Source organism: Ancylobacter sp. 3268 (assembly GCF_031456575.1).
Lineage (GTDB): Bacteria > Pseudomonadota > Alphaproteobacteria > Rhizobiales > Xanthobacteraceae > Ancylobacter.
The window spans coordinates 160,401-178,211 of record NZ_JAVDUX010000010.1; the positions used below are offsets into that span (position 1 = coordinate 160,401).

19 protein-coding genes are annotated in these 17,811 nt (G+C 65.8%); 1 reads left to right on the forward strand and 18 read right to left on the reverse strand.

Going from position 1 to position 17,811, the window contains the following annotated elements; genetic code table 11:
- Positions 1-6: 6 nt before the first annotated feature.
- Genes J2X65_RS15570 through J2X65_RS15590 form a run of 5 tightly spaced genes read right to left on the reverse strand, consistent with a single transcriptional unit; the run spans position 7 to position 8,048 of the window.
- The gene (locus J2X65_RS15570; RefSeq protein WP_310202608.1) at positions 7-3,216 is read right to left on the reverse strand and encodes a host specificity factor TipJ family phage tail protein; all 3,210 of its coding nucleotides are present in this window, start codon (positions 3,214-3,216) and stop codon (positions 7-9) included.
- The gene (locus J2X65_RS15575) at positions 3,213-3,617 is read right to left on the reverse strand and encodes an NlpC/P60 family protein (protein WP_310202610.1); all 405 of its coding nucleotides are present in this window, start codon (positions 3,615-3,617) and stop codon (positions 3,213-3,215) included. The genes J2X65_RS15570 and J2X65_RS15575 overlap by 4 nt, the downstream gene beginning before the upstream one ends.
- Complete coding sequence (locus tag J2X65_RS15580; RefSeq protein ID WP_310202612.1) at positions 3,614-4,117, reverse strand: hypothetical protein; 504 nt, start codon at positions 4,115-4,117, stop codon at positions 3,614-3,616. Before J2X65_RS15580 ends, J2X65_RS15575 begins: the two co-directional genes overlap by 4 nt.
- Positions 4,117-4,545 (reverse strand): hypothetical protein, encoded by a 429-nt coding sequence (locus J2X65_RS15585; RefSeq protein ID WP_310202615.1) that lies wholly within the window; start codon positions 4,543-4,545, stop codon positions 4,117-4,119. The genes J2X65_RS15580 and J2X65_RS15585 overlap by 1 nt, the downstream gene beginning before the upstream one ends.
- Entirely contained in the window at positions 4,542-8,048 is a 3,507-nt protein-coding gene (locus J2X65_RS15590) for a phage tail length tape measure family protein (RefSeq protein WP_404977726.1), read from the reverse strand. Before J2X65_RS15590 ends, J2X65_RS15585 begins: the two co-directional genes overlap by 4 nt.
- 574 nt (positions 8,049-8,622) lie before the next feature.
- Here J2X65_RS15590 and J2X65_RS15595 point away from each other — a divergent pair.
- Positions 8,623-8,919 (forward strand): hypothetical protein, encoded by a 297-nt coding sequence (locus J2X65_RS15595; protein ID WP_310202619.1) that lies wholly within the window; start codon positions 8,623-8,625, stop codon positions 8,917-8,919.
- Here J2X65_RS15595 and J2X65_RS15600 read toward each other — a convergent pair.
- From J2X65_RS15600 to J2X65_RS15660, 13 genes are all read right to left on the reverse strand, one after another.
- Positions 8,904-9,299 (reverse strand): hypothetical protein, encoded by a 396-nt coding sequence (locus J2X65_RS15600; RefSeq protein ID WP_310202620.1) that lies wholly within the window; start codon positions 9,297-9,299, stop codon positions 8,904-8,906. The genes J2X65_RS15595 and J2X65_RS15600 overlap by 16 nt on opposite strands.
- Positions 9,300-9,325: 26 nt before the next feature.
- Entirely contained in the window at positions 9,326-10,789 is a 1,464-nt protein-coding gene (locus J2X65_RS15605; protein WP_310202622.1) for a phage tail tube protein, read from the reverse strand.
- Between the two features lie 67 nt (positions 10,790-10,856).
- Complete coding sequence (locus tag J2X65_RS15610) at positions 10,857-11,045, reverse strand: hypothetical protein (RefSeq protein WP_310202624.1); 189 nt, start codon at positions 11,043-11,045, stop codon at positions 10,857-10,859.
- A 12-nt stretch (positions 11,046-11,057) separates the two neighbouring features.
- On the reverse strand, positions 11,058-11,471 hold the full coding sequence (locus J2X65_RS15615) for a phage tail terminator-like protein (protein ID WP_310202626.1): 414 nt from the start codon (positions 11,469-11,471) through the stop codon (positions 11,058-11,060).
- A gap of 3 nt (positions 11,472-11,474) precedes the next feature.
- Complete coding sequence (locus tag J2X65_RS15620; protein ID WP_310202628.1) at positions 11,475-12,047, reverse strand: hypothetical protein; 573 nt, start codon at positions 12,045-12,047, stop codon at positions 11,475-11,477.
- Positions 12,048-12,097: 50 nt separating this feature from the next.
- Positions 12,098-12,436, reverse strand: coding sequence for a hypothetical protein (locus J2X65_RS15625; RefSeq protein ID WP_310202629.1), 339 nt, complete (start codon positions 12,434-12,436; stop codon positions 12,098-12,100).
- Positions 12,437-12,440: 4 nt separating this feature from the next.
- On the reverse strand, positions 12,441-13,049 hold the full coding sequence (locus tag J2X65_RS15630) for a hypothetical protein (RefSeq protein WP_310202631.1): 609 nt from the start codon (positions 13,047-13,049) through the stop codon (positions 12,441-12,443).
- A gap of 6 nt (positions 13,050-13,055) precedes the next feature.
- Positions 13,056-13,673 carry a hypothetical protein gene (locus J2X65_RS15635; RefSeq protein ID WP_310202634.1) on the reverse strand — a complete coding sequence of 206 codons (618 nt, stop codon included), beginning with the start codon at positions 13,671-13,673 and terminating at the stop codon, positions 13,056-13,058.
- Between the two features lie 59 nt (positions 13,674-13,732).
- Positions 13,733-14,158 carry a hypothetical protein gene (locus J2X65_RS15640; RefSeq protein WP_310202636.1) on the reverse strand — a complete coding sequence of 142 codons (426 nt, stop codon included), beginning with the start codon at positions 14,156-14,158 and terminating at the stop codon, positions 13,733-13,735.
- An 84-nt stretch (positions 14,159-14,242) separates the two neighbouring features.
- A complete protein-coding gene (locus J2X65_RS15645; protein ID WP_310202638.1) occupies positions 14,243-15,619 on the reverse strand; it encodes a phage major capsid protein in 1,377 nt (458 codons plus the stop codon).
- A gap of 21 nt (positions 15,620-15,640) precedes the next feature.
- Positions 15,641-16,369, reverse strand: coding sequence for an HK97 family phage prohead protease (locus tag J2X65_RS15650; RefSeq protein WP_310202640.1), 729 nt, complete (start codon positions 16,367-16,369; stop codon positions 15,641-15,643).
- A complete protein-coding gene (locus tag J2X65_RS15655; protein ID WP_310202642.1) occupies positions 16,359-17,633 on the reverse strand; it encodes a phage portal protein in 1,275 nt (424 codons plus the stop codon). The genes J2X65_RS15650 and J2X65_RS15655 overlap by 11 nt, the downstream gene beginning before the upstream one ends.
- Complete coding sequence (locus tag J2X65_RS15660) at positions 17,633-17,809, reverse strand: hypothetical protein (RefSeq protein WP_310202644.1); 177 nt, start codon at positions 17,807-17,809, stop codon at positions 17,633-17,635. The genes J2X65_RS15655 and J2X65_RS15660 overlap by 1 nt, the downstream gene beginning before the upstream one ends.
- Positions 17,810-17,811 lie beyond the last annotated feature (2 nt).

Here is a 17,811-nt window from a genome sequence, read left to right on the forward strand (position 1 = left end):
GGAAGCCTAGGGAACCGTCGCGCTCTCGGGGCCGGCCGGATCAGAAGGCGATCCAGCCGTGTTCTCGACGGTCATCCAGTAGTCGTAGGAGCCGGAAGCGGGCGCGAGGTCGACGAACGGGACGTCCGCATTCGCCCCGAAATAGAGCGGGCCGGAGATGTCGACGGCATCTTCGAAGTCGGCGCCGGCGGCTGCGCGCCAGAAGCGGGCCGCGGCCACCGCGGTATCGTTGGGGGTGCGCCCGGTCAGCTGCACATCCGCACCCACGACGGCCGGAGCGTTCATCGTCGGAGCGACGGGAACGGGCAGCGCCGAGAAGGTCCGTTCGATCAGTACGGGAGTGGATTCCCGGCCATCGGAATCGACGGCGACGATGCCGAAGGTGTAGGCCCCCGCCTCATCTGGATCCCAGCTATTCCAGGGAGATGAGGCGAGCACGCCCGTGTGCAGTGGAGCAAGCGCTGCCCAGCTGCCTACCGAGCCGATGCCGTAGCGGATCCGGGCCGTGATCAGGCTCGCATAGGTGCCGTCATCATCGTGCGGCGCGATTGTCCAGCTGAAGCGACGTTGGCCGGAGGCAAGCGCGACGGCATCGAAGGCAGTGATGCCGGGCACTTCAGGATCGGTGGCGCCGACAACATGGGTGCGCGGCGCACTCCTGGCACCTGTGACACCGGCCCGGGACACCGCTTCGGCTTCAATCTCGATCTCGTCGCCGCTCGCGTAGCCCGTCAGCACCACGATGGAGGAGGAGATGTCGGTCGAAGTGGACGTCCACGATCCGGCCCCGACCAGGCGGTGATAGACGTTGAAGCTGGCGAGTTCCACGCCGGTGCCGGCGGATCGGCGCAAGGTGATGACAACGCGCAAGGTGCCGGTATCGTCCGACACGGCCTCTCCCGAGGCGACCTCGAAGTCCGGCGCCAGCGGCGGCGTCGTGTCCGGTGGCACCGGCGCGCCGACCCGTCCATCCCAAGGCGGCACCACAGTGGCATCGAGGATGCTATCGATCTCCGGCGCGTGGGGAATGAGATAGAGCGTGCCGGCAAAATCATCGGCGCGCTCGATGCGATTGACGATGACCTCGCGGCTCTCGTGCCCAAGCGTGCCGAACATGAAGGCGTCGCCGACCGCGGGCGCCAAGCCTTCCTCTGTGAGCTCAACGAGCGTCGTCGCGCCGCTGATCGTCGCGATGCGCCGTACGAAAGTGGTTGTGTCGGCGCGGCGGAAGCGGATGGCATAGTCGCGGCCGCTTTCCATGGTGACCGGCTCGGTGAGTTCGACCAGCGCCCCCTCGACGCGCCGCACCCGGCCGGACGCATGCGCGACGTCGATGACGTCGTGAGACACCACCACCAGGTCCCCGCGCGCGGATTCCAGACTGTCGAGGTCCTGCTCGGCCGTATAGGTGTCGGGACGAAGGATCAGCTCAAGCTGCCGGCGTCGGAGCGCCTTCCATAGCTGCGTCGGATCCGTGACGCCCGGCATGTCGATCGCCTCGGTGAGGCTGATCGGCCCCTCATAGCCGGGCCACCGAACCACCATCTCCTTGTCGGAGCCATCGTCCGACCGATCCTTGAAAGAGCACCGGTAGGCGTGCGGCGGGCGAAAATAGGTCCGTGACCAGCGGAAATTACGGGCGTTGCGCGGGGTGATGGCGGCAACGATCTGGGAGCGCGGTCGGTCTATGATGACGCCAATGCGCCGGCCGTCATCGCGTAGGCTTGCCCGGCCAGCCGCCGCAACCATCTTGCGGACTTCCGGAAGGCTGGCCTCATAGTCGTGAACCCGGTCGTAGCTGAGCCCCTTGGCGGCGCAGAACTCGTGCCAGTCCTCGAATTCGGAGAGGATGAGCTCGTCATCGGTCTTGGGCTTCGCCGACATCGGCCCCTGCAGCACCCAACGCGCCAGGCTGGCGGGGTTACGGGTCGGCCGCGTAATCCAGGTGCCACTGGCGGAATCCCAGTCCGGGCAGATGCGCGTGACGTCTGCGGTCAGCTGATCGAGGACGCCATTGAGCTCATCGGTTGCCTTTACCCGAATTGCGATCTCGGCCAGCGGGGCGCGGGTATAGTTGAGGGGCGGCTCGGGACGGTAGCCGCGCAGAGCCGTCCATTGCACTTGATCGACACGCTTGCCGTCATCGATGACCTTGGTGACGCGAAGAACGCGGACCTCATAGCGCCCGCGCGTCGGCACGGTCCAATAGATCGTCCTGCGAACAGCCCGTTGCTGGTTCCCGCCGAGGGACAGGCCCTGCACCCAGATCCAGTCGGTGGTGCCGTAGAGCCGCTGCTCGATCTCGAAATATTGGTCGTACCACTTCCGCTTGCCGTTGTTGTCGAAGATGCACAACCCGCCTGGAGCCGTCAGATCGATGGAAACGGCGGTCACATCCGATTGGGTGCGCCGGATATGAGGTTCGGGCGTGTCAGTATGTTCGTCACGATCGAGCGTGATCGACAGCTGTTCTTCCAGCACCTGGCTGGGATACAGCGTGATCGCCGCGTCACCGGGCCATCCGGAGCGGATCTCGGTCTGCACTTCGAAATTCTCGATCGCCGTCTCGCCGATGCGGAGATTCTCGATGAGGACCGGACCGTAGCCGAAGCACATCCGCGCCACGATGTACTGATCGTCGCCGACAATCTCGGTGTAGCTACTCGCCGAGTGCACTGGCGCCTGCCGATGGCTGCCGAGCACCGCGGGGATCGGGCCATCAGGATTGGCGACATTGCGCCAGCCCTTCACATCATAGGTCGGGCTGTTGCCTTCCCCGCTATCTGTCTTGGGTTGAGGAATCAGCGCGTTGAGCAACAGGGTGCCGCCGAGAATGAGGCCGGCGGTCGCCAAGGTTGTCGCCGCTGCGGTGCCGATCCCGAAGGTGCTGGCCAGCACTGGAGCCAGGTACGGGGCGAACACAGCCGCGGCGATGGTCACGACGATCGAGAGGATCGACTTCAGCGCGTTGCCCGGGACGATGCGAACAACGACCAGCTGTCCCGGCCGGGGGCGAGCATGCCAGCAATGGGGATAGATGGGCTGGCCCCCGATCGACACCCGTATGACGGCGCGCCGCTCCTCCTCGCTGGAGAGCGGCAGGATTTCGCTGACGATGTCGGAGATCCGCGCGCCGTGCGGAACGGTCATCCGGATCCGGCCCTTGCCAGGATCGATCACCGGCATGGCGAGAACGTCGATCGATGTGGCCGTCATCGCGCGCCCATCAGGGTTTCGTGCCGGCAATAGCCGATCAACCGCGGCCGCCACCGTGGTGCGTCGATCGAGGCGATGCAGGAGGTCCCGCCTTCGGTCACATGCAGCATCAGCCCGGGTCCGGCGACGACGCCAACATGGCGGAGGATCGCGCCCATCCGGAACACCGCGACGTCAAATTCGCGCGGTTCAGCGACCGCGTGCCAGGGATCGCCGGCGGCGATGGCATCGACCTGGCGCGCCATCTCCGCCGTCTCCACGGGAACGTCCAGATAGTCGGGGAGCTCGATGCCGAGCACGTCACGATAGGTCATGACCACGACGCCCCAGCAGTCGATGCCGGCGCGGGCGCGGCCCAGCCGAACCCATGGAATGCCAATGAAGGCGTTCGACCAGCTCATCGGAACAGCCCCGGGAATTGCGACGCGGTCATGCGATCGGCGGGACATGGCTCCATCTCCTCGCTCTCCCTGGCGATGGAGATTTCAATCTGATCGAGGTCAGCTTGGGCGGCGAAAGCAAACAAGCCGAGATACTCTTCCTCGATCAGCTCCGGCGAGGACGCCAGCACGAGCTGAAAATCGATCTGGCCTGGCTCGGTCGACATCATCATCGCCGCGACCATGCCGGCGCCGAGGTTCTCGAGGATCAGTTGCGTGGACACCCCCTCCTCCGTCTCGTCCGGCAACCGGGCCGCCATGGGCACGAATTCCCATTCCTGGCCCTGGCTGCGGGTGCCATAGCGCAGCGGCTCGAGGCTGAGGCGCTCCGTAGGATCGGTCGACAGGTAGATCGGTCCGTCCGCGTCGGGATGCGTGATCTTCACCAGCACCACCGGCACCTGATCGGTACTGTCGGCCTCCATCGCCTGCCGGATGTTTAGCGAGAGGATGCGCGGCATCAGGGCATCACCAATAGGGACAGGGTCCAGCGGAACCACGCGCCACCAAGGGCGCTTGCGCTCGGGTCGGCCTCATCTATGAGGACCAGCCACCACGCGCGCGTGAGCAATGGCCGCCCGTCCGCCGTGAGTATCGGTGTGCCGTCGGGCATGAGCAGCGGCAGGCCGTCGGTCATCTGGTTCGGAAAGAAGAACGGAATCGCGCCTTCCGCTATCTGTTCGAACCAAAAGCGCTCGAACCGGATCGACTGACGCGCCGACAGATCGAACGCCCCCGTCACCGGCTTGGCGGATTGCGAATACCGAAGCCGAGGACGCGGCGGCCCACTATCCTTTCGCCCCAGCCGCCGCCCGCTGGCCAGGCTGCGGCCGAACCCCTCCCGGCTCATTTTCTGCGGCAGGTCGGCCGGCCAAACCGGGATCGTCATCGACGAAGCACCCCGGTGGTCGCGGCCAGCGCCTGACGCGACCTGGAGCCGGGCCGCGCCAGATTGCGCGAGTTCTGATCATCGAAGAAGAGGTCGATCCGTCTGTTGCCCCGGTCGTCGACATTCTCTTCCACCCGGGGCGCGCCTGGCGCGCCATGCAGGTTCACCTCGACCTTTCCACGCCCGCCGCCGATCGTGCCGCGGGCAATGTTGGCGGCGGCATCGCGCAGGGCAGCCGCCGCCTCCGGCAGGTTGTCATTCGTGCCCGCCATGCCTCCGGAAAGCGCCACCGGAATCCGCCGGCCGTCGGGAAGCGGGACATAGGCCTCGGGGCGCCGCCCCTCGCCATAGATCGCCACCTGCGGACTGTTGGCGATGCCGCCATTGGCATAAGTGCGAAGCGGCAGGGGCCCGGACGCTGTCATGACGCCGCCGTTGGCGAAGCCGAAGATACCGGCGATCCCCGACAGCAGCGAACCGCCGCCCCCGGTGAGGCCGCCGAGCAGCGATTGCAGGACACCGCCAAAACCTTGGATGAATCCGGTGCCGATCTGGCCGATCCCGCCGAGGATCTGACCGAAGGCGCCGGCCAGCCCTCCGGTGAAGCTGGTCGCGGAGGTCGCCACCGTCTGCGAGGCCTGGGTGAGCTGGCCAGCCGACGTCGTGAGCCCACCCGAAGCATCGAACGCAGTACGGCTTAAATCCCCGATCCCGGTGCCGAACTGATTGACGCCTTGGGTTGCAGTGTCCATCGCGGAAGATAGCGTCTGCGCCTGCTGCTCAACGCCCGCCGTCCCGATGCCATCCATATTGCCGATACCGGCTTTCTTGGCCCCGTACCACGCTCCCCACCCATTCTTGGAAGCATGATCGAGTGCAAAATCAACACCAGCCGGGCCATTCGCGGCAAGACGAGGATCGAGGCCCGTCTGCTTCTGGAATTCGTTGCCGAGGCCACCGCCCATATATAGTTGATAGGGACCAAAGGACGGCTCTTGGACGCCGTTCTTCATGACCCGCGACTGAAGGTTCCAACTATTCAGTCCGCCTTCCGACTTCGCGACGGCGAGGGCGACCTTCGGATCGATGCCCCGTGCCACGGCGGCCTTTTCGATGTACTTCGCAACATCCGTGGTGGCAGCATAATCCGAGCCGATCCCGCCCCTGCCGACTGCCGCCGTGTTGGCGCGCTGGGAAGCGACGGCATCGGAACCAATACCGCCGCCCCCGGAGAGGCCGGCAGCGCTCCCGAGTGCACCGGAGAACGGCCCGTTGACGATCACGGTTCCGGCGGTGACTTGCATCGCGCCGACGGCTCGACCGGCGGAAGGGACGTTGTCGTTCGATCCCGAGAGCACCTTCGTGAGATCGCCAAGGGTGCCGTAATTGGTGCCGAAAATCGAGTTCTTCAACGGATTGACGACACTGAGCTGAATGAGCTCGCGTGAGATCGACTGAAGGACGTTGCTCCATTCGACGCTCTGCCCGTTCAGCGCGTCACCGATCGCGTCGAGAGCGCTCTCTCCCGCCTCGCGATAGCGATCCCAGGCATCCTGCGCGCGGGCCTGCACCACAGTGAGATCAGCTATCGCCGCGGCCTTCGCGCGGATCTCCGCCGCCTCCCGCGAATTCTGCCCGACGCCGGCGGCGGTTATCCGCTGCTCGGCTTCCAGTTGGGCGAGGCGCCGCGCCCGCACCTCTTCGGTCTGCCCCACCAGCGAGATTTCGAGGCGAAGCTGATCGAGCCGGTCGTTCTGATCGCGCTGGATCGACAGGGCGGCCGAGCGGCTTTCCTGACTGGCGGCCGCGGCGTACGCCTCGCGGGACTGATTGATGAGATCCAGCAGCCGGGCCCGCTCCGCCCCTTCGGCTTTCATCGCGGCGACCACAAGCGGCCGGATCTGCGCTTCGAACTGCATTTGCCTGTTGGCGTCGCCGAGCGACACGGCTCCCGACGCCACGGCATCGTTGACCCGGCGACGGGCCTCGGTTTCCTCTTTCAGATCGGCGATCCGCTGTTCGTAGCTGGCGAGCCCCTCCTCCAGCGCGCGAGTGCGCGCCCGGTCGGCGGCTTCGGCGGCCTTGGTCGCGTCGACTTCTTCCATCAGAAGAGCCGTCGCCTCGCGCTGGCGGATCAGGTTGGCGCGCGTGACCGGATCCCGCGCGGCGCTGATCTGCGCATCGATCTGCACCAGCTGGTTCTGAATATCCTGCGCCCGGTTGAGGCCGTCGAGGGCGCGCGTCTTCGCCTCAATGGCGCGGGCGATCTGCTCCTGTTGCTCCGCCGTCTGCCCGGTTGCCGACTGGCCGGCCCGAAGGCTGGCAATGTCCTGCTGAAGCTGAAGGCGACGGCGGGCGGTGTCGTTTGCACTCGAGTTCGCCGCGACGTCGATCGCCAACGTCCCCGCTCGATCCAGAGACGCATCATCGACGCGACGGCTATTCTGCGCCGAGCGCCGGCGCATCTGCTCGTTGATATCGTCGATTTCGGCCCGAATGACGTCCGCGCCGGCGGGGTTCTGCACGCCAAGACGGCGGGCGCGGGTATAGACCGCCTGCAACCGCTGCTGCGCGTCGGAAAGCCGGCTTTCGAGCGTATCGCTGCTGCCGCCAAGCGCGCTGTCGATACCCTTGCCGATGCTGTCCCACGCGTTTGAGGCCGACCGGCTGAGATAATCCCATGCCCGGCCCCATGCCGTCGTCGCCTCGGCGGCGTCGACAAGGCGAGGCTTGATAGCATTGAGCATGGTGGACTGGGCTTCGGAAAGCCGGTTCTGTTGCGCCAATCGCTGCACCAGGCGTGCCGTCGCCCCATCCAGAAGACCGATCTGTTGAAGCTGTGCCGCGCCTGACGACGGATCGGCAAAGAGCTTGGCGAGCTGCGACTGGGCGCCAGACAGGTCCGTACCCACAGTCGCGGCGAAATCTTTCGAGATGCCGATCAGGCCTTCGAAATTGGACACGCCGACCCGACCGGTCCGCAGGAACGCCGCCTCCATCGAGCGCGCCTCACGAACCGAAATCTCCCCCGTGGCCGCTGCCGTCGTGGCGATGCGCTCAAGCTGGGCGGGTGCAGCGCCGAGCGCACGGCCTAGGCCAACGCTGGCAATCTGCACCTCCTTGGTGGACTGCAGGTAGTCATCCAATGCCATGCCGCCGGCAATGACCGTGGTCGCTGCGCCGGCCATGCCGAGACGCACGGGTGTGATCGCTGCGGCAACCGCACGCAAGGTATTGCCGACGCCGCCATAGATCTGGGCGATCTGCGGACCCTGCTGCAGCAGGACCATATAGGCCGATTGCCCGGTCAGCAGGCCCGGAATGACGTCTCCGCCGATCTGCTGGTAGAGCTGCGCCCGCTGCCAGGGCTGAAGCTGAGCCGTAGGCGACGCGCCGGGTGAAGACGGCCGCGCTGCGGACGCCGCTCCCATGCCGCGTAACTGGGCGCTTGCGCGCTCATTGGCGCTGATGCGCGCCGACTGCGCCGCCGTCGCCGCCCCCATCGTCGACAGGCGGGCCGTTGCCTGCTGGAGCGCATTGGCGCGCTGCAGTTCCGTCGACTGTTCAGCGATCCGCTTGTTGGTGGCATCGATAGCACTGGCGAGGCCGATCTGCCCCTTGGCGGCGATGTCGGCGGCGTTCGCGGTGAGTCCGAATTTTCGGTACAGGCCGTCATAGATGGTGGTGGCCTGTGCCGCGGTGATGTTGCCGGTCTCCACGCCCCGCCCGAGATCGCGGATCGCCTTTTCGAAGCGCTGGGCCGAGCCGGCGCCATCGACATATTGACGGGAGAGCCGAGACAGCAGGCTGGCGGAGTCGCCCAGCTTGAGATCGGTCTGCTGGATGGCCTTGCCGACGTCGGCGCTCGACTGGGCACCGGCACGATCGGCCGCAACCTTGTCAGCCATGCCGCGCAGATAGGCGGAGGCATCGACCTCCGCCGCTACGCGAAGGCTGGAAAGCTGCACGGTCATTGGGTCTATTCCCGGAGGTTGGCTATTCCCGCTTCCGGCTCGCCGCCTTCAGCTTTTCGCCGATGTGGACCAGCCAGACGTCGTCCATGGCTCGGAGCAGCCGATGGAAGTCATCGAACTCTTCAGCCGGCACGCCGCTGCGCTGCGCGAACGCGTCGATTGCCAAAAAGGAGATTGGCGTCTCACCGCCAAAGGCCCCATAGGAGCGATCGAACCTCAGCTGATCCCAGGCGCGGCGCCAGAGATTGGCCCATTCCGGCCATTCGGCATCCGCCGGCCGCTGGGCAACCACCGCCACATGGGCCGCGTCCGGCTCTTCACCGGCAAGATCCTGCAGCCAGTCGTCATCCGCCTTCCGCGAAATCTCATAGCGGAAGGCCTCGATCAGTTTTTTTCCTGATCTCCGGTAAACTGCACCTTGGGAGTGCCGACCTGAGCGGCCGCGTTCTCCACCATCTGCACCAGCGGCCGGTGCTCGGGATCCGTCAGCGCCGCGACGGCCGCTTCCTGCGACCACTGGACGTCAAAGCCGCGCCAGTCCAACAGAATGTGCTCGGCATAGAGACGGCCGAAGACGGCGGCGCGCGCGTCGCGCGGGATGGGCTGATTGCCGTGGATGGCAGCCAGCTTGCGCAGCTCGATGTCGCGCGCGGCGGTATAGGGTGGATAGTTGAGCGAGCGCACGTGAAAGGCGACGCCGGGGAGTTCCGGCGCGTCGATCCATTCGCCGGACGTTTCCAGCGCGACATCGACCTTCAGGCTCGACAGGACGACAGGCATAGAGGGCTCCTAACGTAAAGAGAGGATCACGCTTCGAAATATTCGAGGCGGTCCATGAGGATGTGGGCTTGCGTGAGGGTGTCCTTCGACGCCTTGAACTCGAAGGACTGCATGACGTCCTGGTTCTTGCCGCCGGCCTGCGGCGTGCCGTTGCCATTGTACGTCACCCGCGGAAGGGTCGTGATCAAAGCCTGGCCGTTCTTACGAACGATGGAGTTGATCGAGGTCGGGGTGCCGGCGAAGAACTTCTGCAGCAGCAGATCGCTGCCAAAATAGAATTCCGCGGTGCCGGTGACCGTCGCCTCGCCATCGCGTGCGTCGACCGGCGCATCCGCCTGGAGGTCTTCGACGGCGCCATAGTTGTTGTTGATCGTGTAGCTGAGCGAGCGAGCCCAGTTCGGCGCCGCGACCAGCGCCCCGCCTTCCGCGATCCGCCCGACATTGACGTGCGAGGCCATGACGGCCGCGTCGGTCTCTGCGTCCGGGCTGGCATCGAGCGGGGCGCTGTTCAACGCACCGCCCATGCCGACGAACGTGACGGATCCCGTGATGATCTGCCGGTTCGTCATCGAGATGCCGAACTCGTTGGCGTGGAGGCCGTACGAGCAGATATAGGCCGGCACCGCCTGACCGAGAAAGCCCTTCTCGATCGTGTGGGCGATGCGCGTCACGCCGTTTTTGACCTGGTCGCCGACGAACACCTTTAGGGTCTTGCCGGCGCCGGCGTCGATCGCCCAGCCGGCGGGCAGGTTATCGAGTGTAAGGGCGTTGGCCGAGATCGCGATGATGCGTGCCCAACCGTTCAGCACCGCCGTCGCGAAGCGGTCTCCCGCGGCCGTGCCGCCGATCTTAATCCAACGTCCCACGGAGAGGCCGAGCGTGGTGAAATCGAGCGCGGTCGATGCGAGCCCCGTGGCGGTGGCGGTGATGTCGCCGGCGGCGCCGGCGAAACCGACCACCTTCATGCGGGCCGCTGCCGCCGGCGCCGCCTCATCGGCGAGCAGCGCCGCGCCGACCGCTGGCACCGTGGCGGAGCCGGTAGTGATGCGGAAGACACCGTTGTTGGCGGCGACGCCGAAGCCGCTCAGGCGCACCAGGTGCCCGACCGCGAAGGCGGCGCCGGCGGCGACAGTGATGACGCCGGTAGAGGCCGTCACCCCGGTGATGGCGCTGTCAGCGGTGCCGTCATTGTCCCGTACCGGCGTGTTCGCCCAGTCGTTGAGCATCGCGTTCGCGATGATCTCGGAGAGCGGAGAAGCGTCGACCGGATAGGACAGCTCGAAGGCCACGCCGCCGGCGCTGGACTTCATGATCATCGCGGGATCGCTGCTCATGCGATCGGCGCGGAGCTCCTCGGAATCGGCGAATTCCGGGCGGTAGGCGAGCGTTTCGCTCCGGATCCGCATCTTGCGCATGCGGGGCGAGACCGGCGGCGTCCCGCGGGCGGTCTCGCGGACGATGCACAGTTGCAGGCGGTTCGACGAGGTCATGGCGGGCTCCAAGAAAAAGCCCGCCATGGCAAGGCCAGGCGGGCATCAGGACGGCGTGAAGGGTCGTTTAGGCGGCGTCGGCTTCGGCGCTCACCGGCTTGCTCTTGGCTTTCGTCGGACGGGTGTCGGGGTCGCCGACGAACCGATGGTCCGACAGGTGTTCGAAGCTATGGGGCGAGAAGTCGTCGCCCGGGTTGACCGGGTCGCCCGCCTTGAAGCGACGGTTATGGGTATTGAAGGGTTTCAGGACCTGCATCGTGGTGCTCCATCACGCGTCCAGGCGGCGCCAATCGATCGACACCGAAAGCCGCCACCAGTTACCGGAATCGTCGCCGGGCTCGCCTAAGCCGATTGAGGCGTCGAGAAATTCCAGCGTTTCGTTCAGCAGCTGCCGCCCCCGGAACAGGTCCGCCAGGGTCTTGGCGTAGCCGCGGGCCGTCGAAGATCCCGTTCCGACCGGCACGAAGACATGCAGCCAGAGCACGCCGTCCGCATCCCAGCGATTATCGGCCGGATCGCCGATCGACTGCTGGCCATAGAAGCTGCCCGTCACCTCGAGCATGATCCATGGCGCCGGCGGGCTCGGCTTCTGGAAGTCCTCATTCTCAAAGGCGATCTGCGTCACCGTCCATCCGGCGATCAAGGCGTCGCGGATGGCCTGATAGACGACGTCGTCCGCCATCGGTCACTGCTTCATGTTCAGGATGAGCGAGGGATAGGTCAACGGCATGCCAGCCTGACGATCGGCCCGGTTGCCCTGGCTCCGTTTCAGGATGTAGCCGCCGCGCAGCTGAAGGAATTTCAGCTGCACGCTGATCAGCGTCGCGCCGAACCGGCGAACCACGGCGGAGCCGGCATAGTCGAAGAGGAATGGCGGCACGTTCATCTTCATCGCGCCGACCTGGACCTTGCGCGCATACGGCTGGGTGTTCGTGATCACCACCTCCGCATTGGGCGGGATTTCCTCGCCACGATGTGCCCGGCGGCCATTCACGAACACGACGAACGAATTGGCATATCGTCCCGACTTCCGCGGCGACCGGCGCTCGAGTTCGTTCAGCGCGAAGGCGATGATGGGCTGCCACCAAGAGAAGACATAGAGGATCGGCCCAGGCGCCTGGACGCTCTCTTCCGGCGCGCCGGCGTGCCCGTTGACGAACCGATCGTAGATCTGCGTTCCCTCGCCCCGCGCTATGACGCCGGCAAGCTCCTGTTTCGCGAATGCCGCCAGCGCCGAGCTAATCGCCGCCGGTTCCATGCCAGCCGTCGCGAACTTGATGTCGCGGGCGAAGGTCTCGAAGCGCGCCATCAGCCCCTCACCCGGATCTCATAGGCGATCAGCACGCCGGCAACGCGGCGCGTGTTGTCATCGATCGCCTGGATGGTCGTGTAGCGCCCGCGCACGACGATCCCATCGGCACCGCGTTCCTTGAACGGTACCGGAAACGGCGGGACGTCCTCGGCGAGCACGATAAGGCGCTGGTCGCCTTGTTGGATCTGCCCGACAAGGTCGGCCGGCGCGTAGCCGAGCACCCGAGCCTTCACCGTCCGCTCGACCGGCACGGTGCCGCCGCGGCGCAACACGACATCCTCCCCGTGGCGGCGCAGCTGGCGCCGATAGGAGGCAGTCGCCTGCGCTGGTGTCATCGGCTTACACCAACCGCGGAACTGCGTACGGCTTGAGCAACTGCGCAGCTGACGGACTGGTCAACGAATCGCCGGGACTGGGGACTCGATAGGAAAATGACCCGACGCCGTCTACCGTCTCGGCCTTCAGCAGTTCATCCCGATCGGCGCCTTCGAAATAGGCTGCCGCTTCCAAGGCAACCGCTCTTTCAACAGGCAGCGGCAACGTGGCGGCGGCCTCCGGCGGCACCGAATATCCGGCGGTGAAGATCACTTCAGCCGAAACGCCGCACCAGGCGCGCGGTCGGCCGCCAGCCACGCGACAAAGCCACTGATCATCCTGCCGGTAGCTATCCGGTGCCAGAGACGTCCCGTCGATGATGACGGAGGCGATGTTCGTCACCGGCCATTGCGCCAGCATGATCTCGCCATCGGCCAGCTCACGGTCCGTAAAAGTCTGCCGATAGGTCTGGCGGTAGAATATTCGCTTGCAGAAGTCTGAAATCGCGGCAGAGGCGTGCTGGAGCAGCAGCGTGACCTCTTCGTCCGACAGATTTCCGAACTCCGCGAGCGCTCGCGCCCGCTCGACCGTCGTCAACACCAGGCTTGCGGCGGGAGTGACGACGGTCAGCATGGCGCATCAGCCCTTGCGGCCGGCGATGAAGGCGGCCTTGCCGGCGACGTCCATCGCGTTGAAGGCGTCCGCTTCGGCCTTGGTGAGCTTCTCGCCGAGATCTAGCACGTCCTCGCCCTGCATCACCGAATAAGAACCGCGCCCGGCGTGCACGGCTTTCATTTCGACGGTCGACGTCGTCGCGCCGCCCACAGCCGCCGGCGCCGAGGGCGGTGTCGGCGTGGCAGGCACGGATGGCGACTGTTCGGTGAGGCCGGCATTGGGATCGATGCCGAGGATGGGAGTCGCTCCCTCCATCTCGCGCACCAGCTGTTCCTTTGCCGCGCCGACCATCGCCGCATGGACCAGATTTCCGGTCCACGGCGTGCCGGACCGGGCGATGATAGACTTCAACTCCTCATCGGAGGTCGCGGCGAGCCGCTGGTCGAACGCCGCCACGATGCGGGCATTCAGAGCGGATTGCCCGCCATCATCCTCGGGCGCCGCCTCGATATAGCCGGCATCCCGGAGGCCGTTGAACACCGTGTCCGGAAAGTTGAGCGTCTGGCCGGCGGAAAGCTGTTCCACCGTCACGCCGTCGGGCGCGAAAGGGAACGGTTTGCGGACGATGCCTATTCTCGGCATGGCAGTGGTCTCCTACAGGTCCCGAAACGTGATGGCGGCGCCCGCGAGCGGCGCCGTGATCAGCTCGGCGGGTTGGACGTGGGGCGCAGATTGACGGTGCCGAGGAGCCACACCGCCGCAATGAAGGAGTTGCCGGTGTTGTTCGCGGGCGTGATGGTCGCGCGGACATACTGCTTCCCGCCGACATAACCGATCTTCCGCACGGCATCGTCCGCGGCGAAGGTGAAGCTGGCCGCTGCGAGCGTGCCGTTCAGCTGGTCGGCCGGCACGGCAGCCGCATCGGACAGATTGGCCTGGTCGCCGTGCTCGATGGTGACGGTGAAGGTGGCGTCGGCGTCCGCCAGCGCGCCGGTGATGATCAGCAGCGCGACCGATTCCGCGCCCTGACGGTTCAGGATCTGGGTGACGACGGCGGTGTTGTCGGCGACGGCGGCAGCCGGCGAAATGGCGCGCTTCGCGTCGATGTTCGAGATCAGGTCCCGCATGGGCTGGGTCCTCCAATGAGATGATCGGGGATGACGGCGCGCCGATCGTGCCGGCGCGCCAATGCCGGGGACGGGTGACGACCGTTAAAGGCCAATCACCTGCAGGGCGTAGGCTTCGAAGTCGACGACGTCGCCACCAACACGGGTGCGAGTGTAGAACTCGACGAACGGCTTCGAAGAATACGGGTCGCGCAGCACGCGGATGCCGAGGCGATCCACGACGGTGTAGCCGGCGCCGAAGTCGCCGAATGCCACCGGCAGCGCGCCAGCGGCGACGCCCGGCATATCGTCCGCGCGGCGGATCGAATGGCCGAGCAGCATCGAGGGCTGGCCCTCCTGCAGGCCGGGACGCCAGATGTACTGGCCCTGGCTGTCCTTGAAGAGCATCACCGAGGCGACGGTGCCGCGCTTCATCAGCCAGTTGGCCCGCGCGAGATAGCGGTCCTTCAGGCTGAACATCAGGTTGACCAGGCCGTCCGGGGTCAGCGCCGTCGCATGGCCCGACGCCACCTGCATGATGGTGCCGCGCGCGCCGGCACTGCCGGCCGGATAGGTCAGGATGCCGCGCGGCTTCTTGATGCCATTGCCGAGGATGAACGCCGTCGCCCGCATGCGGGCGAACTTCTCAGCCACCTTGCGGCCCAGCCACGCCTCGATGTCGATGCCCGCATCCTCGAGCAGCTGCTGCGTCGCCCTGGGCTTAGCATAGAGCTCGTGGACGGGGATGCGCTGCACGCCGACCTGCGGGGTGCTGGTCTCCGGGCGCGCCTCGGTCTCTCCGACCCAACCGGCGCCGGCCTCGTCGGTGTCGATCGGGATCTCCAGCGCATCGGTCGACACCGTCTCATGCGTGGCGAGTTCGTCGATCGGCGACGTCTCGTAGACCTTGGTGATGATGCGCGAGGACGTCGACGTCGGGACGAGAAAGCCGCCGTCCGGATCTGAGCCCACCATCAGGGCCTTGTATTCGTCGGGCGACAGGCCCTTCTCGTCGCGGCGCAGCAGCGTCGGCCACATGTCGGCATAGGCCTTGTACTCGTCGCGATTGACGGTCTCCGGCGTCAGCACGGTGGTGGACTTGAGCTCGCCGCGGCGGGACAGCGCGACGCGCTTGAAGGCGATGGCATCGTCCAGCAGTTTCTGGCCGATGTCGCCGCCGGCGCCGGGTCGGTTCAGCTTCTTCTCGATATCATCGAGACGCTCGGCGCCGGCCTTCGCCTCTTCGATGATCTTCTTGACCTGGGTCTCGATCGCATCGTGCTTGGCAACGATACCGGTGGTGAGCGCCTCGAGGTCCTTCTTGAACTGCGGGCTCTCCAGCAGCTTGGCGCCGGCCTTCTCGGCGAGGTCGCGGACCTCCTTGAGGTCCTTTTCCATGGTCGACTTGAGACCGGCGACGTCGTCGCCAAATTTCTTCACTTCGCGCTGAACATCCTTCAGCACGTCATCGAGTTCGGGCATGTCGCCCTCCTGTGAGGTGGGTTATCGGATCCGGCTGCTGGTGGAGCGGATTTGCTCCAGCAGGTCATCCAGGCTCTTGCTCGCCCCAGCCTCACGCTGTGCGATGCGCGCCACCCGCGAGACGAGCGCGGTGGCGGTCTTCCGAGAGAAGCCGCCTGCCTCGCGCAGGAACTTCTCGACGTCGGAAAGGGTGGCGAGATCGTCGATGTCGGATTTCACCGCATCGACGAGGGCGACCGGGTTCATGCCGAACAGCACGACGCTCACTTCCATGAGATCGAGGCGCTTGATCGTGCGGTAAGGCTCGTCCGGCTTGGTGCCGAGAGTGAATTCCTTGGCGCGATAGCCGATCGACAGGCCGTCGAGCTCTCCTTCGCGCATGGCGGCATAGATCATCTTGCCGCGTTCGCTCTCGGTGAAGAGCCGTCCCTCGACCCGAAGGCCGGTTTCGTCCTCCGACATCTTCGTCCACTTGCCGATCGGCACCATGTCGTTGGCGGAGCCGGCCCAGCCGCCGCCATGCTGGAGCAGCATCTTCGGCAGCTTGTTCTTGGCGGACCATTCCTTGAGCGTCGCGCGGAAAGCGCCGCGCTTGATGACGTCGCCGCCATAGTCCTCGATGTCGAATATCGAGCCATACCCAGAGAATGTGCCGTCTTGGGCGTTCTCGGCGAACTTCACCTCGAATCCGACACTGAGACGGCCCGGGGCCTGGCCGTCCGACTTCGCTTCGATCGGCTCAAGCGTCATTGCTCGGTTTCCCAGTTTCAGACTTGGCGGGCATGATCGGCGTGCCGTCGGCCTGCACGACGGCGAAATTGCCCGGCATGATCGGCCGGTCGAGGCCGGCAACATACGGCAGGTCCTCGAAGCGCCGGGCGTCGGAGCGCAGCATCCATCCGGCGTCGATGCCGGATTTGTAGAACTCGGACCGGGCCTTATGGTCGCCGCGCAGCAGTTCCGTATCGACGAACCCCATGTAGCGGCCGGCCTGCCTCTCCTTTTTGGTCAGCAGCCAGCGATCGGCGCTGGATTCCAGCCGGCGGTGCCACGGTCGGACCGTGTACGTCACATGGGCAAGGAAGAGCTGCTCGGACGAAGCGAAGGTTGCGTTCTTGTCACCGGTGTAGCCCACCATGATCGGCAGCACGCCCATCGCCCGGCACACCTCCTCGATCTGGAAGCCGCGCGTCTGCAGATGCTGGGCATCGACGCCGGACATTTGCTGCGACTGCCACTTGGCGGCCCGATCCAGGATGAGCGTGCGCCCTGTATTCCGGACCCCGCTGTAATGGGCCTCGATCCATTTGCGGTAGACCTTGAGCTGAGCTTCCTCGAGCGGGCCGTCGACGGAGAGAACGCCGCTCGGCCGGGCGCCGTTGACGTGCATCCGGGCGTGGCTCGCCTCGGTCGAGATTGCCAGCCCCAGCGCCTCACGTGCCAGGCGCAGGGTTTCCAGCCCCATATAGCCGTTCCAGGCGCGCGCCTTGATGTGCCAGATGGCGCCGGCCGGGAACACCTGCCGCTCACCATCTGGCGCCGTCACGGTATAGCTCAGCGTCCAATCTCGGTTCTGCGTCACCTCCACCCGGCCAGGCTCGAAGGGAATGAGCTCGGCTATGTCACCACGAACGCGGTTCACGAAGACATAGGCGTTCTGGCACAGGGCAAGGTGCAGGCCGATGGTTTCGCGAAACTCGAAGCCGGACTGCCATTCGTTCGGCTCGGTCGACATGATGTCGGTTAGTGCGTGCGCCTGGTCCTCCCGACGCTCTACCCGATTGTCGACGGTGACCTTCTGATAGACCTTGAACGGAACTGAGCAGATGCCCTCGGCGATGATCGTCGCGCAGCGCAGGGCAGTCGTGACTTCCAGGGCGCGCTTCCACGTCACCGAAACTCCGGATTGCGACTGGTGGCCGCCGAATAGGTCGCGCCACACATCCTCCGCAGAACCGTAGGAGCTGTGGTCCTTCTGCTCGGCACCGAAGAGCGTCGACAGGATCCCGCGCATCAGAACCGCCTCGCGCCGCGGATCGCCAGGCCGATCAGTGCGAGGCCGCCGGCGATGCAGGCGGATGGCACGTGCATCATGGCGATCCCACCAACAACCAGACCGGCGCCCGATAGGCCGACGATGTCCCACAGGAACGACATGGTGGCGAGGCGGCGCGGAGAGGGTTCGGCCATGG